This window comes from Olsenella sp. kh2p3 (assembly GCA_900119625.1).
GTDB lineage: Bacteria > Actinomycetota > Coriobacteriia > Coriobacteriales > Atopobiaceae > Tractidigestivibacter.
The window spans coordinates 38467-53143 of sequence record FPKD01000008.1 but is presented as its reverse complement, the minus strand read 5'-3'; the positions used below and the strand labels follow the sequence as shown (position 1 = coordinate 53143).

The following is a 14677-nucleotide window of genomic DNA, read 5'->3' as shown; positions in this document are numbered from 1 at the left end:
CAATGGCAGAGATGCATCCTGACGTGGAGAGCGTCGTCCTGAGCGAGGAGGACATCCACCGGATCGTGTCCCGCATGGGGCGTCAGATCTCCGAGGACTACGCCGACAAGAACCCGCTCATCGTGGCCGTCCTGCGTGGGGCCTTCGTCTTCACCGCAGACCTCATGCGCGCCATCACCGTGCCGTGCTCGGTGGACTTCATGGCCGTGAGCAGCTACGGCGACGGCGTCAAGAGCTCGGGCGTGGTGCGCATCGTGAAGGACCTGGACACAAAGGTCGAGGGGCGCCACGTCATTGTGGCCGAGGACATTCTCGACTCCGGTCTTACCCTGTCCTACCTGGTGAAGCTCCTGCAGTCGAGAAAACCCGCGTCCATCGAGATCGCGGCCTTCTCGATCAAGGACATTCCCAACCACACGCCGGCCGTCACCCCGCGCTACGTGGGCGCGCACGTGCCCGACGCCTTTGTGGTGGGCTATGGCCTGGACTACGCCGAGCGCTACCGCAACCTGCCCTACGTGGGCATCCTCAAGCCTGAGGTTTACACCAAGTAGCGCCCCGGCCCCAGAAAGCAATCGCAAGGAGACGTTTTCGTGTCAGACAACAACCCGCTCGACAAGCTCCCCACGCCGGGAGGTGACAACCGCGGCCCGCAAAACCAGCGCAGCTTTCTCGTCACGCTGCTCGTCATTGTGGCGATTGTGGCGTACCTGGCCTTCTCCACCGGCCAGAGCCCGCTTTCCTCCTCGGACACCGTAGACACGCTGGCAACCAACGAGTTCGTGACCGCGGTCAAGGACGACCGCGTGAACTCGGTGACGTTCAAGACCTCGGACGGCAGCATCTCGGGTGACTACTGGACGAGCAAGGGCGATGAGGGCGACGAGTCCAAGCTCCAGAAGTTCAAGAGCTACTACGTGGGCGCAGACTCGCTGGAAGAGCTCATGGCCAAGCACTCCGAGACGTCGTTCACCATCGACACCTCGGACGGCAGCGCCTGGGAGACCATCCTGCTCTCGGTTGTGCCCACGCTGCTTCTCGTGGGCGTCTTCGTCTACTACATGCGCCGCATGAGCGAGCAGAACGGCCGCACGATGGACTTCGCCAAGACCAAGGCACAGACCACCGAGGAGGAGCGTCCCAAGGTCAAGTTCTCCGACGTCGCGGGCATCGACGAGGCGGTGGAGGAGCTCAAGGAGGTCCGCGACTTTCTCCGCGAGCCCGAGCGCTACCAGAAGATGGGCGCCAAGATCCCGCACGGCGTGCTTCTCGTGGGCCCTCCGGGCACGGGCAAGACGCTGCTCGCCAAGGCCGTGGCCGGCGAGGCGGGCGTGCCGTTCTTCTCGATATCCGGCTCTGACTTTGTGGAGATGTTCGTGGGCGTAGGCGCAAGCCGCGTGCGCGACCTCTTCAAGCAGGCCAAGGCCGCCGCACCCTGTATCATCTTCATCGACGAGATCGACGCCGTGGGCCGTCAGCGCGGAGCAGGCCTGGGCGGCGGTCATGACGAGCGCGAGCAGACCCTGAACCAGCTGCTGGTAGAGATGGACGGCTTCGAGGACAACTCGGCCGTCATTCTCATTGCCGCAACCAACCGCCCGGACATCCTTGACCCGGCGCTGCTGCGCCCCGGCCGCTTTGACCGCCGCGTGACCGTGGACCGCCCGGACGTCAAGGGGCGCGAGAAGATCCTGCGCGTTCACGCGCGCAACAAGCCCTTTGACAGCACGGTGGACTTTGCCGCAATCGCTAAAATCACGCCGGGCTTCACTGGCGCGGATCTCGCCAACCTCATGAACGAGTCCGCACTTCTCGCCGCGCGCAGGCACAAGGAGAAGATCGGCCAGGACGAGGTCGAGGAGGCCATGGAGCGCGTGATTGCCGGCCCCGAGCGCAAGAGCCGCGTGATCACCGAGAAGGAGCGCCGCGTCATCGCGTTCCACGAGAGCGGCCACGCGCTTGTCGGCCACGTGCTCGAGAACTCCGACCCGGTGCACAAGATCTCGATTGTGAGTCGCGGCCAGGCCCTGGGCTACACCATGCAGATGCCCGAGGAGGACCACTTCCTCGAGACGCGCGACGGCATGCTCGACCAGATTGCCGTGCTGCTCGCCGGCCGCACGGCCGAGGAGCTCTTCTGCGACGACATCACCACCGGCGCGAGCAACGACCTCGAGCGCGCCACCAAGCTGGCGCGCGAGATGGTCACGCGCTACGGCATGAGCGAGGAGCTGGGCACGCAGGTCTTTGGCGAGGCACAGCACGAGGTCTTCTTGGGCCGCGACTACGCGCAGCACAACGACTACGCAGCTGAGACCGCTAAGCGCATCGACGACGAGGTCGAGCGCATCATGCGCGAGGCCCACGCCCGCGCCCGCGAGGTCCTGGAGGCCAGGCGCCCGCAGATGGAGACCATGGCCGAGGTCCTGCTCCAGCGCGAAACCGTCGAGGGCGAGGCCGTGAATGCCCTCCTCGACGGCACGTGGGACGAGTACCTGGCCAAGCATCCCGAGAAGTCCGCGGATGGCGCGGCGGCCGGTGACGCGCCGGAGGCCGACGCGGCTTCTGACGCTGACGCGACGCCCGACGCTCCCGCGCCCGACGCCCCCGAGCAAGACCCCACAGAGAGGAACACCAATGACGATTAACGAGAAGAACTACGCCTACGGGGCGTCGAAGTCGTCCATCCGCGAGATTGCCGCGTATGGCGCCGCGCGCAAGGCGCAGATTGGCGCCGAGAACGTCTTCGACTTCAGCCTGGGCAACCCGTCGATCCCCTCGCCGGACGCGGTCCGCGAGTCCATCGAGCGCTCGCTCCAGCTGCCGCCTACGCAGCTCCACAGCTACACCCCGGCCGCTGGCCTGCCCTTTGTTCGCGAGAAGCTCGCCGCGTCGCTCTGCCGTCGCTATGGCGAGAACACCGCTGCCGCCGGCGACCTCTACCTCACCTGCGGTGCGGCGGCGTCGCTCTCCATCAGCTTCCACGCGGTGGTCAACCCCGGTGACGAGGTCATCGTGATCGCCCCGTACTTCCCTGAGTACCGCGTGTGGATCGAGACCGCCGGCGCCACCTGCGTCGAGGTCATGGCAGATCCGGAGACCTTCCAGATTGACACCGAGGCCGTGCGTTCCGCCGTCACGCCGCGCACCAAGGCCGTCGTGATCAACTCGCCCAACAACCCCGTGGGCTCGGTCTACTCGGCGCAGAACCTCGCCGCGCTGGCAGACGTCCTGCACGAGCGCGAGGACGCCCTTGGTACGGCCATCTACCTCGTGGCCGACGAGCCCTACCGCGAGATCTCCTACGGTGCGGAGGTGCCCTGGGTCCCGGCGATTTACGACCGCACGTTGGTGTGCTACTCGTACTCAAAGAGCCTCTCGCTTCCCGGCGAGCGCATTGGCTGGGTGCTGGTGCCGCCCACCAACCCCGACCACGACCGTCTGGTCTACGCCATTGCCGGCGCCGGCCGCTCGCTGGGCTTTGTCTGTGCACCCGCGCTCTTCCAGCGCGTGGTTGCGGACTGCTGCGACGTGCCCTCGGACGTTGAGGCCTACGCGCGCAACCGCGAGGCGCTCACTCGCGGCCTCTCCGAGCTTGGCTACCACTACATCGAGCCGCAGGGTGCCTTCTACCTGTGGGTCAAGGCGCTGGAGCCCGACGCCAACGCGTTCTTCGAGCGCGCGAAGGCCCTCGAGCTGCTGCCCGTCCCATCCGATAGCTTTGGCTGCACGGGCTGGGTGCGCATTGGCTACTGCGTGAGCTACGAGACCATCGTGAACTCGATGCCCGCGTGGAAGAAGCTGGCCGAGAGCTACAAGTAAACGTCGTGGCGGGCGCGCTCCCACGTAGGGTGCGCGCCCGCTCGGTAAAATCTGTCGGGAGGGAAAAGGCATGGCGTCTCGCACGTCTGGAAACACCTGCGGAGACTGCGTCTTCTTTGGGGAGCGCACGGGCATCGTGCGCACGCGCAACGTGTGCGAGCGCCCCGGCGAGAAGATGCGCGCGGTCGAGAAGGACAGCGTCGCCTGTGACGCCTACCAAGCCTCGCCCCGAACGTCGTTTGGCCTTGGCCGCCCGAACGCTGCCGCGCCGTCGCCTGCAACCGCGCCGGCCGCCGCTCCCGCGCCGCAGCGCCCCACCTCCGGCAGGCAAATCCTCTGCGACACGCACTGTCATACGCTCTTCTCGCGCCACGCGTACTCGACGCTCGAGGAGAACGTGCGCGCCGCGGCCTCCCAGGGTATGGAGCTTCTCGGCGTCACCGACCACTACTCGAGCATGCTCTACGCCCGGCAGACCGTCCAGGACTGGCAGTACTTCCTCAACCTGTGGGCGTGGCCGCGCAGGTGGCACGGCGTGCGCCTGCTCCGCGGCTGTGAGGCGGACATCGTCGACCTCGAGGGCAACATCTTCGGGCACGATATCTTCTTCGACGAGGCGATAAACGGCAGCAAATACCGCCGCCCCCACAACCTCAAGAAGATGGCGTTCGCACAGTGCGACTACGTGATTGCGAGCGTTCACAACAAGGACTTCACCGAGGGTGCCTCGCGCGAGCAGATCACGCGGATGTACCTGCATGTCTTGGAAGACCCCAAGGTCCTCATCCTGGGGCACGTTGGCCGCACGGGGCTCGACTTTGACATGGACACGGTGCTTGGCGCCGTAAAGGAGCATGGCAAGCTCATCGAGGTCAACGAGTCGAGCCTCATCGCACAGAAGCGCGAGGGCTCATACGACCGCTGCCGTCAGATCGTCGAGCGCTGCGCCGAGCTGGGCGTGAGCATCTCGTTTGGCTCCGACGCCCACGTGGCGTCGCTCGTGGGCCACCACGAGGCCGTGGACGCTCTGCTCGACGAGGTCCACTTCCCGCAGGAGCTTGTCGCCTGCAGGGACGCTGCCACCTTCGTCGGCGTCGTCGAGTCCGCGATAGGCCCCATGGCGGAGTAGCCCAGATCTACTCGGCAATCCCTTCGGCGGTGCATGCGCTCTCTAAACGGGGTAAAGTTAGCCTGAACAGACTGATTGCCCCAATCGGCCGTAGTGCACACGCACACGGCAGTCGCAAGGAGAGATATGACACTCGACGCGCTCGAGATCGGCAAGGACGCCATCGTCAGTTCGGTGGATTGCGAAGAGAAGTCACTGCGCCAGCACATCTTTGATATGGGTCTCACGCCGGGCACCGAGGTCACCATGGTCAAGTACGCGCCCATGGGCGACCCGCTGGAGATTCGCCTGCGCGGCTACGAGCTCACCATCCGCGCGGCTGACGCGGCACAGATCTCACTCGAGAACGTCCATGACGCGCACGAGAAGGTCCGCCTGCAGGTGGCCTCGGGCGTGACGAGCCACCCGGCCATTGGCGAGAGCAAGCTGCATCCCCGTGCGGCGGGTGGCGTGGTGCCCGCGGGCAAGCCCCTCTCGTTTGCGCTGGCCGGCAACCAGAACTGCGGGAAGACCACGCTCTTCAACCAGCTCACGGGCTCAAACCAGCACGTGGGCAACTTCCCCGGCGTCACCGTGGACCGCAAGGACGGGCAGATGCGCAGTCACCCGGAGGCCACGGTCACGGACCTGCCGGGCATCTACTCGCTCTCGCCCTACACGGGTGAGGAGGTCGTGAGCCGCCAGTTCATCATCGACTCCAAGCCCGATGCGATCATCGATATCGTCGACGCCACCAACATCGAGCGCAACCTCTACCTCACCACGCAGCTCATGGAACTGGACGTGCCCATGGTCATCGCCCTCAACATGATGGACGAGGTCACGGAGAACGGCGGCTCGGTCGACGTGAACGCCCTCGAGTCCTTCCTGGGCGTTCCGGTGGTGCCCATCTCCGCCGCCAAGGACCAGGGCGTGGACGAGCTGGTCGAGCATGCCATACACGTGGCGCGTTACCGCGAGCGCCCCGGGCGCATCGACTTCTGCCGGCCGGATGGCCCCGATGGCGGTGCCGTTCACCGTTGCATCCACGGCATCGGCGAGCTGGTGGCAGACCACGCCAGACGAGCGGGCCTGCCCGACCGCTATGCCGCGACCAAGCTCATCGAGGGCGACGAGCTGGTGACCAAGGCGCTTGGCCTCGAGAAGAACGAGCTTGACGGGGTGGAGCACATCATCTCCCAGATGGAGGAGGAGTCCGGCTCCGACCGCCTTGCAGCCCTCGCCGACATGCGCTTCTCGTTCATCGAGGCCATCTGCGCGCGCTGCGTCAAGAAGCCGCAGGAGAGTCGCGAGCACGAGCGCTCCGTCCGCGTCGACCGCGTGCTCACCGGGCGCTTCACGGCCATCCCGTTCTTCATCGGCATCATGGTCGTGGTGTTCTGGCTTACCTTCGACCTTATCGGCGGCAACCTCTCGAACCTCCTCGCCGTGGGGGTGGGCGCCACCTCCGGCGCCATCGACTCCGCGCTAAGCGCCGCAGGCGTGAACCCCGTGATTCACTCGCTGGTCATCGATGGCGTCATGGCCGGCGTGGGGACGGTCATCTCGTTTTTGCCCATCATCGTGACGCTGTTCATCTTGCTGTCGATCCTCGAGGACTCGGGCTACATGGCGCGCGTGGCCTTTGTGATGGACAAGCTGCTGAGAAAGATTGGCCTCTCCGGCCGCAGCTTTGTCCCCATGCTGGTGGGCTTTGGCTGCTCGGTGCCGGCCATCATGGCCACGCGCACCCTGCCCTCCGAGCACGACCGCAAGATGACTATCATGCTCACGCCGTTCATGAGCTGCTCGGCCAAGCTGCCGGTCTACACCCTGCTGTGCGCAGCGTTCTTCTCGAAGGGCGCGCCGCTCGTGATGGTCTCGCTCTACGTGATTGGTATGCTCGTGGGCGTGCTGGTGGCGCTGGTTCTCAAGCACACGGCGTTCAAGGGCGAGCCGGTGCCGTTTGTGATGGAGCTCCCGAACTACCGCATGCCCAGCGCCGGCACCACGATGCGGCTGGCGTGGGACAAGGCCAAGGACTTCCTCACCAGGGCGTTCACGATTATCTTCCTGGCAAGCGTGGCCATCTGGTTCCTGCAGACCTTTGACGTGCGCCTCAACATGGTTGCCGACCAGTCGCAAAGCCTGCTGGCCATCATGGGCTCGGCCATCTCGCCCATCTTCGCGCCGCTGGGGTTTGGCGACTGGCGCGCCTCCACTGCCCTGGTGACCGGCTTTGCCGCCAAGGAGTCCGTCGTGGCCACGCTCACTGTGCTTGTGGGCGACACGCCGGCCGCCTTGGCTACGCTCTTCACCCCGTTCACGGCCTTCGTGTTCCTGGTGTTTGTGCTGCTCTACACGCCGTGCGTGGCGGCGATAACTGCGGTGCGCAACGAGCTCAACGGCCGCTACGCGCTTGGGGTGGTGCTGCTCCAGTGTGGCGTGGCGTGGGTGGTCGCGTTCATCGTGCACGCCATCGGGCTGCTGCTGGGCCTGGCGTAGGGGCCGGACCCGGCGCCGGGTCCGGGCATGGCGGCGTGGCTGTCCGGCTCGCCGGTGCTCCGTTCGTCTCCGCGGACCCTGCTGCCGCATCCACGGTTGCTGTTGAGAAGGAAATCGACACATAACGGCGTATTGCACGGCCAAAATGTCCAATTTATTCTCAATAGCGCGCGGGAGCCTCGCACACAGACGCAAGGCCCGCGCTAGGACGTCATTCAGACCCAATTAATGGTTATCAGGAACACCGCCCGGCCCTACAGCTCCAACTCCAGCTCGATGGGGCAGTGGTCAGAGCCGTACACATTGTCGAGAATGGCCGTGCCGGTCACCTTGGGCATGAGCTGCGGAGAAACCAGGAAGTAGTCGATGCGCCAGCCGATGCCCCGCTCGCGGGCGCGCATGCGATAGCTCCACCAGCTGTACGCGCCGGCCAGGTCGGGGTGGCGCTCGCGGAACGTGTCCACAAGCCCGCTCTCAAGCAGCTTGGTGAAGCTCTCACGCTCGGCGTCCGAGAAACCAGCGCTCTCGTGGTTGTCGTCCGGGCGGGCAAGGTCGATCTCCTCGTGCGCCACGTTGAAGTCGCCGCAGGTTACAACCGGCTTGTCACGCGCAAGCTCGGCCAGGAAGTCGCGGTAGCGCGCGTCCCACTCCATGCGCTCGTCCAGGCGCGCGAGGCCGTTCTTTGAGTTGGGCGTGTACACGTCAACAAACCACAGCTTGGGAAACTCGAGCGCGCACACGCGGCCCTCGTTGTCCGCCACGGGCGAGCCGATCGTGCGCACGACCTGCAGCGGCTCCTCTCGCGTGAAGACGGCAGTGCCCGAGTAGCCCTTGCGCTCGGCGTAGCTCCAGTACTGGTGGTAGCCGGGGAGGTCGAGCTCGACCTGGCCCTCCTGAAGCTTGGTCTCCTGTACAGCAAAGATATCTGCGCCCAGCGTGTCGAAGATCTGGGTGAAGCTGGGCTCCTTCTTGAGTACGGCGCGCAGGCCGTTGACGTTCCATGAAACAAAGCGCAGGCTGCGGGTGGTGTCTGCCATGATGTGCCCTCTTTTGCGATACGTGCGGCGCATGGCCGCGCGGGTTTGTCTGGTAGCGTAAATGCTTCTCAGAGCGTAGCACATATGGGCAGTTCAACTGGTGCAGCGCAATGTGCTATACTGTCTATCAATCTAGATACTGGAGGTGCGTATGTCAAACACCGCGGTATCCGTGCAGGTCAACGTCCGCATGGATAAGCCACTGAGAGATGCCGGCGATGCTGGTCTGGCAGCTATGGGCGTGAGCCCAACCCAGGCAGTGCGCACCGTGTGGAGGCTTGCGGCGTCTGGGCCTGCGGGCATCAATGCCCTCGAGAAACTCTTCGCCTCCAGCGCCGCATCACCGGCGCACGCAGGAGCAAGTAGCGACGAGAACCCCCTCAGTCAGGGATGGGGACTCTTTTCGGCCGCCTGTGCTCGTTTGGGCCTGGATGCTAGTGCTTCTATGGTGAACGTCGGCCCGCGCAGTTCGGATGCAGAGCTGCTCGAGAAGGAGCTGCTCGAGCGCTTTGGCGGCGATGCTCAGTGAGCACATCACCACAGGCACTATTGCTAGACACCAACGTCTGGCTCGACAACTACCTGCCGTTTAGGATGGGGCATGAAGATGCCACGCGCCTGCTCACGTATGCCCAGCAGGCGGAGGTTCATCTACTCTATGCGATGGGCTCGCTCCAGGACCTTGCGTACGTTCTACAGGCAAGCGCAAAAGAGCAGTTCAGGTGCATGGGACGTCAGGTGGACCAAGAGACCGCGGCCGTTGCTAGGGATTTCTCGCTGGACTGCTTGGCAAACCTGCGGACCATTGCCACGGCTGTTGGGGCAGATGAATCCGACCTCTGGCTTGCCGAACGCTACCTGCGTGTACACCACGATGTCGAGGATTGCCTGGTCATGGCAGCAGTAACCCGTTCGAAGGCAGACTGGCTCGTGACCTCGGACCAGGCCCTACTCCGCCACGCCCCCGTGCCGGCACTGTGCCCGGCAGATCTGCTCGCGCTTGTAGGTGCGGAGGACGCCTAGCGTCGACCCCGCCCTGCTATCCGCGGAGCCACTCCATCATGCGCGGGAAGTCCCTCTCGGCCTGCTCGTGTCCCATGGCGTAGGACTCCTCGAGCTTGGGCCTGTCGATGGTGGTGGAGCGCACGGGCATCACGTCCGGCCTGAAGACCCATGCGCGCCCCTCGCGCTCAAGGCGCTCCAGGTGATCCATCGCGTCGTTGTAGCGCTGCCAGCGCGTGGCAAGCGCCGCCTCAACGGCCTCGTTGCCGTGCGAGACTACGTGGTAGACCCTCAGCTCGCGGTTTGTGGGCGCCACCTTGCGATAGCCCGCCGGCCGCGTGCACACCATGACCAGGCGCTCAAAGCCTGCGTCCTCGGCCATATGCGTGGGGAGCCCCGCGCCCTCGCCCAGGCCGCCGTCGTACATCACGTGGCCGTCTACCTCGATGGGCTTCATGACGCCAGGAAGCGTTGAGCTGGCGCGCACGTGCTCCATCATGGGGATGGCCGCGCCCATGACGGACTTGTCCCACACCACGGACTTGCCCGTGTCCGCCTCGAAGCTCTGGATGGCCAGCCGCGCGGGGTTGGCAGCAAAGGCCCTAAAGTCAAAGGGCATGTAGCCCTCGAGCGCCGCACCCACATAGTCGTAGTCTGCGTTGAAGTAGCCGTGCCCCATGAGCATCGAGCGCACGCCGCCCGCCTTGGGGCGCTGGTCCGCCAGGGCGATAAAGGCGTCGCGTACGCGTGTCTGGTCGCGGCTCAGGTAGTCGACCGTGTGGCTGGCACCCGCCGAGATCCCACAGACAAAATCAAAGTACACACGATTCTCGAGCAGGACGTTGGCAAACCCCGCGGTGTAGCTAGCGCGGTAGCCGCCCCCCTCGAAGCACAGCGCGCAATTAAAGACGTTGCTCTTAAGCTCCATCAGGGCCTCCCATAAGACGTTTTACCGTCTGGATTATAGGGGAGGCCCGGGGTGGTTGGGCGAGAACCCCCAGCACCACGGGGCGAGAAACACGGCGCTACGAGGACGAGCGCCTCCGCGCTGTCGGACTGGGAGCCCTAGCCCTACGTCCTACTCGCCAAACAGGAACTCGCGCCAGCGCGGCAGCTCGGCGATGCCCTGCTCGTGCCCAAGCAGGTAGGCGTGCTCGAGCTCCTTGACGTCGCGGGTGGTGCGCGAGACGGGCATCTCGCGCGGCCTCACCACCAGCGCGCGGCCGGACTTCTCCAGCTCCTCCAGGTGCGCAAGCTCCTCGTTGTAGCGCTCGGGCCGCGTGAGCATGGCGTTTCTCGCATAGGGGTGGTCCTTCATCATGCGGATGACGCCACGGCGCTTGACGGCAGAGAGTTCGTACTTGCGGTACCCCGCGGGGCGAGAGGTGATGACAAAGAGCTTCTCGAAGCCGTCGTCCTCGGCGATGTGGTTGGGAAGGCCCGCGCCTGCGCCCAGTGACCCGTCGAGCATGACCTGGCCGTCTACCTCGATGGGCTTCATGATGCCCGGCATGGTGGAGCTTGCCCGTACGCATGCCATGAGGTCCTCGAGCGTCTGCATGTGGTCGCGCCCCCACACAACGGTGCGCCCGGTGTCGCGCTGGAACGCCTGGATGCGCACGCGCGCCGGGTTGGCCTGGAACGTCTGCCAGTCAAACGGCATCGAGCCATCCTCGATGCAGCCCAGGTAGTCATAGTCTGCGTTGAAGAAGCCGTGCCGGTTGAGGAACGACTTCATGCCTCCCATCTGGGGGTTTGCCGCAAAGTCCACGAACGAGCGCTTGGTGCGCACCATGTCGCGCGAGACGTAGTTGGTGGCGACGGTCGAGCCGGCCGAGATGCCGCAGACGTAGTCAAAGTAGATGCCCTGCTCGAGCAGAACGTTCACCAGGCCAGAAACATAGCTTGCACGCATAGCGCCACCCTCGATCACCAGGGCGCAGTCGTGCACGTTGTTCTCGAGGGGTGCGAGAGGGGCAGCTGGCTCCGGCGTCGTCTCCTTAACCTCTGCGGTGGCGCTCTCGGGCTGGGTGGCCTGGGGCTTCTCGGCCGTGCGCTCGGCAGTGTCATCCTCGCGTTGTGGCTGGTCGGTCATGGAAACCACTCCTCTCGGTGCTAGCATCGGAATTGTTCTTCTACCCATTCGTCGAGGGAGTACGCCATGTCGGGTGCAAAGGTGGTCTCTGATGCGCGCGAGGCAGCCCAAGAGCTGGCCGAGAGAATCGGGCGCGCCAAGCGCGTGGTGTTCTTTGGCGGAGCGGGGGTCTCAACGGCGAGCGGCATACCCGACTTCCGGAGCGAGGACGGCCTGTACCACCAGAAGTTCAAGTACCCGCCCGAGGAGATGCTGAGCCACGAGTTCTACCTCACGCACACCGAGGAGTTCTTTGACTTCTACCGCACGCGGATGATTGCCCTGGGGGCCAAGCCCAACCAGGCGCACTACAAGCTGGCCGAGCTCGAGCGCGAGGGCAAGCTCACGGCCGTGGTCACGCAGAACATCGACGGCCTGCACCAGGCGGCGGGCTCCAAGCGCGTCTACGAGCTGCATGGCTCGGTGCACCGCAACGTGTGCCAGAGCTGCGGGCACGTGTACTCGGCCGAATGGATCATGGGCACCACGGGCGTGCCACATTGCGAGGAGTGCGGTGGCCGCATCAAGCCCGATGTGGTGCTCTACGGAGAGTCGCTCGACGAGAAGACCCTGATTGGCGCGGCCGAGGCCATTCAATCTTGCGACATGCTCATCGTGGGCGGGACCTCGCTCGTGGTGTATCCTGCGGCGGGCCTTGTGCAGTACTTCCAGGGTGACGACCTCGTGATCGTGAACAAGCAGCCCACGCCGCAGGACGGTGCTGCCAACCTGGTGTGCGCCTGTGACATTGCAAAGGCGTTCGACTTCTAGGGTGCCCGGCGCGCTCTGGGCCCGGCGAGCACTGGGGCCCGGCGGGCCGCCCGGCTGCGCTCCAGCGCCAGGCGCCGCCGCTGGTGGGGTTATTTCCCCCTCGGCCCGGCCGTCCGCAAGGGGCCAAAGCCACACGCTACAATATCCTGAATGCGAGGCGGCGCGTGCCGCCCCCGTCGCGCTCTCGCGCGGCGCCGTCAACGGGAGGTCGATGTCTGTGCTCCGAGAGAACTATGCAACCTGGCTCGTCGGCTCGCACGAGCTCTCGCTCGCGCGCCCGCGCATCATGGGCATTCTCGACTTGACCCCAGAGGCCTTCCCGGACGGCAAGGGTGGCGTCGACACCAAGGCCGCCGCCGAGCGTGGCCTCGAGATGCTTGACGAGGGCGCGGATATTATCGACGTGGGGGCTGCGCCCGTGGTCCCCGGCCAGGAGCCGCTTGCCTCCAACGATGAGGCCGAGCGCGTGGTGCCCGTGATTCGCGCGCTGGTTGCCGAGGGTGCGATTGTCTCGGTGAACACAACCCATCCGGACGTCGCCAAGATGTGCGTGCGCCTTGGGGCCTCGATCGTGAACGACGCCACTGGCTTCACCAACCCGGACATGGTGCAGGTTGCTGCCGAGACCGACTGCGGCTGCGTTGTCATGCATTGGGAGCATGCGGGACTTGGCTCGCACGCGCCGCGCCGCGAGGTTCTTCTCGACGACTCGCGCCCCACGCGCTCGGCAGCGCCGCGCCCCATGACCTCGCAGCACCGTTTCACGCTGCCGGACGAGGCGCCCATCATGCGCCAGGTGATGGGGTTTCTCGGCGACCAGGCGCGCACCCTCATGCGCGCGGGTGTTGCGCACGACCGTATCTGCCTTGACCCGGGCGCGGGCTTCGACAAGTTTGCCGATGAGGACGTGGTCATCCAGCGCGCCACGCGCTCCATGGCGTCGATGGGCTACCCGCTGCTTGCGGCGGTCTCGCGCAGGCGCTTCGTGGGTGCCATTGCTGGTGCCGCGCAGCCGGGCCAGATGGACCCCGCCACGTACGGCATCTGCATCTCCTCCATTCAGAACGGCGCACGCATCCTGCGCGTTCACGACGTTGCCGGCACGGCGCAGGCCGTGAACGCGTTCTGGGCCGTCTCGCACAAGGATTCCCGCCAGGGCTTTGTGGCGCTTGGGTCCAACGTGGGCGACCGTCTCGCCAACATCACCCGTGCGGTCCAGATGATCGATGACATCCCGCTTACCTGTGTGGTCTCGGTGAGCCACGCGTACGAGACGGAGCCTGCCTACGGCATAAAGACGCCGGTTGCGGACGCCGTAGCCGAGATTCGCACCGAGCTGCACCCCCTGGTGCTCATGGGGCAGCTGCTTGCCGTGGAGGACGCCCTGGGCCGCGAGCGCAACCCGGAGGAGGCTGGCCACGGCCCGCGCACCATCGACTGCGACCTGGTGTGGGTCGAGGGCGAGACCCATGCGGGCAGGCGCCTCACGCTGCCGCACCCGGGCCTTGGCGAGCGCGACTTTGTGCTGGTGCCCATGGAGGACCTCATGCACGACCCTGTGCGCTTCCTGCGCCATTCCGGCGTGAACGTGGTTGACCCGGACGATCGCGTTGGCCACGTGACTGATGACCTTGGGGAGATCGTATGGGAGTAGCTGCCGAGCAGGCCTTGGAGCGTGCGCGCGAGGGCGCGCCGCACGGCGAGCTCTTCTCGCATCGCGAGGAGGGGGAGCTTGAGCTTGCCTGCGTGCTGCGGCCGCAGGTTGGTATGGGGAGCCTCTCTGGCGTGCCCTACGTTGCGGCGCTTGGCGCCTGCGAGGGGCTTGAGCAGCTGGGCATTGCCGGCGTGGGCATTGGCTGGCCGGCGGACGTGGTTCGCGAGGACGGTGCGGGCCTGGTTGCGCGCGTGCGGACCAGCGCTGGGTACGCCGAGGGCATGTTCGTGGTGTGCTCGCTCTCGTTCGACGTCGCGGGCGGCGCGCACGCGGATGCGCTGCCGACAGACGAGCAGGTCGCAGACACCGTGTGCAGCGCCATTCTCGCCCGTGTGGACGCGTGGGCCGCTGCCGTGGGTGCCGGCCGTGCCGTTGCGGGTCCGCTTGCGCCGGTGCTCTCGGACTACTTCGACCGCGTGGCGCTTATGGGCAAGCCTGTCGAGCTGGTGTATCCCAACGGCCGCGTGGCCATGCGGGGCACCCTTGCGGGTGTCGACGTGTGGGGGCGTGCCACGGTGAGAAACGAGCTTGGCGGCGAGGTCGAGGTCTCTCCCGAGCAGGCGTCAATGCGCGCGGCGCAGTAG

13 protein-coding genes are annotated in these 14677 nt (G+C 65.7%); 10 read left to right on the top strand and 3 right to left on the bottom strand.

What is annotated here, in order from left to right; translation table 11 throughout:
• Positions 1-2 precede the first annotated feature (2 nt).
• From hpt to feoB, 5 genes are all read left to right on the top strand, one after another.
• Entirely contained in the window at positions 3-554 is a 552-nt protein-coding gene (gene hpt / locus BT122_RS08770; RefSeq protein WP_059052450.1) for a hypoxanthine phosphoribosyltransferase, read from the top strand.
• 39 nt (positions 555-593) lie between these two features.
• Positions 594-2648, top strand: coding sequence for an ATP-dependent zinc metalloprotease FtsH (gene ftsH, locus BT122_RS08765; protein ID WP_083432419.1), 2055 nt, complete (start codon positions 594-596; stop codon positions 2646-2648).
• The gene (locus tag BT122_RS08760) at positions 2638-3822 is read left to right on the top strand and encodes a pyridoxal phosphate-dependent aminotransferase (RefSeq protein ID WP_072355557.1); all 1185 of its coding nucleotides are present in this window, start codon (positions 2638-2640) and stop codon (positions 3820-3822) included. The genes ftsH and BT122_RS08760 overlap by 11 nt, the downstream gene beginning before the upstream one ends.
• 70 nt (positions 3823-3892) lie before the next feature.
• Positions 3893-4951, top strand: a complete 1059-nt coding sequence (locus tag BT122_RS08755; RefSeq protein WP_286130352.1) for a phosphatase — start codon at positions 3893-3895, stop codon at positions 4949-4951.
• Positions 4952-5077: 126 nt separating this feature from the next.
• Entirely contained in the window at positions 5078-7435 is a 2358-nt protein-coding gene (gene feoB, locus BT122_RS08750; protein WP_072355556.1) for a ferrous iron transport protein B, read from the top strand.
• Positions 7436-7689: 254 nt separating this feature from the next.
• On the opposite strand, the gene BT122_RS08745 is transcribed toward feoB, so the two are convergent.
• Positions 7690-8472, bottom strand: a complete 783-nt coding sequence (locus tag BT122_RS08745; RefSeq protein ID WP_072355555.1) for an exodeoxyribonuclease III — start codon at positions 8470-8472, stop codon at positions 7690-7692.
• A 151-nt stretch (positions 8473-8623) separates the two neighbouring features.
• Here BT122_RS08745 and BT122_RS08740 point away from each other — a divergent pair, with 151 nt between their 5' ends.
• Complete coding sequence (locus BT122_RS08740) at positions 8624-9001, top strand: hypothetical protein (protein WP_072355554.1); 378 nt, start codon at positions 8624-8626, stop codon at positions 8999-9001.
• Positions 8998-9495 carry a type II toxin-antitoxin system VapC family toxin gene (locus BT122_RS08735; RefSeq protein ID WP_072355553.1) on the top strand — a complete coding sequence of 166 codons (498 nt, stop codon included), beginning with the start codon at positions 8998-9000 and terminating at the stop codon, positions 9493-9495. The genes BT122_RS08740 and BT122_RS08735 overlap by 4 nt, the downstream gene beginning before the upstream one ends.
• A gap of 16 nt (positions 9496-9511) precedes the next feature.
• Here the strand turns inward: BT122_RS08735 and BT122_RS08730 are convergent, their stop codons facing one another.
• Positions 9512-10402, bottom strand: coding sequence for a patatin-like phospholipase family protein (locus tag BT122_RS08730; RefSeq protein WP_072355552.1), 891 nt, complete (start codon positions 10400-10402; stop codon positions 9512-9514).
• Positions 10403-10552: 150 nt separating this feature from the next.
• Positions 10553-11569, bottom strand: a complete 1017-nt coding sequence (locus BT122_RS08725) for a patatin-like phospholipase family protein (protein ID WP_083432418.1) — start codon at positions 11567-11569, stop codon at positions 10553-10555.
• 66 nt (positions 11570-11635) lie between these two features.
• Between BT122_RS08725 and BT122_RS08720 the strand changes: the two genes are divergently transcribed.
• The 3 genes from BT122_RS08720 (at position 11636) to BT122_RS08710 (ending at position 14677) form a co-directional block, all read left to right on the top strand.
• Positions 11636-12379 carry an NAD-dependent protein deacylase gene (locus BT122_RS08720; RefSeq protein ID WP_072355551.1) on the top strand — a complete coding sequence of 248 codons (744 nt, stop codon included), beginning with the start codon at positions 11636-11638 and terminating at the stop codon, positions 12377-12379.
• 217 nt (positions 12380-12596) lie between these two features.
• On the top strand, positions 12597-14033 hold the full coding sequence (folK, locus tag BT122_RS08715) for a 2-amino-4-hydroxy-6-hydroxymethyldihydropteridine diphosphokinase (protein WP_072355600.1): 1437 nt from the start codon (positions 12597-12599) through the stop codon (positions 14031-14033).
• The gene (locus BT122_RS08710) at positions 14024-14677 is read left to right on the top strand and encodes a hypothetical protein (RefSeq protein WP_072355550.1); all 654 of its coding nucleotides are present in this window, start codon (positions 14024-14026) and stop codon (positions 14675-14677) included. Before folK ends, BT122_RS08710 begins: the two co-directional genes overlap by 10 nt.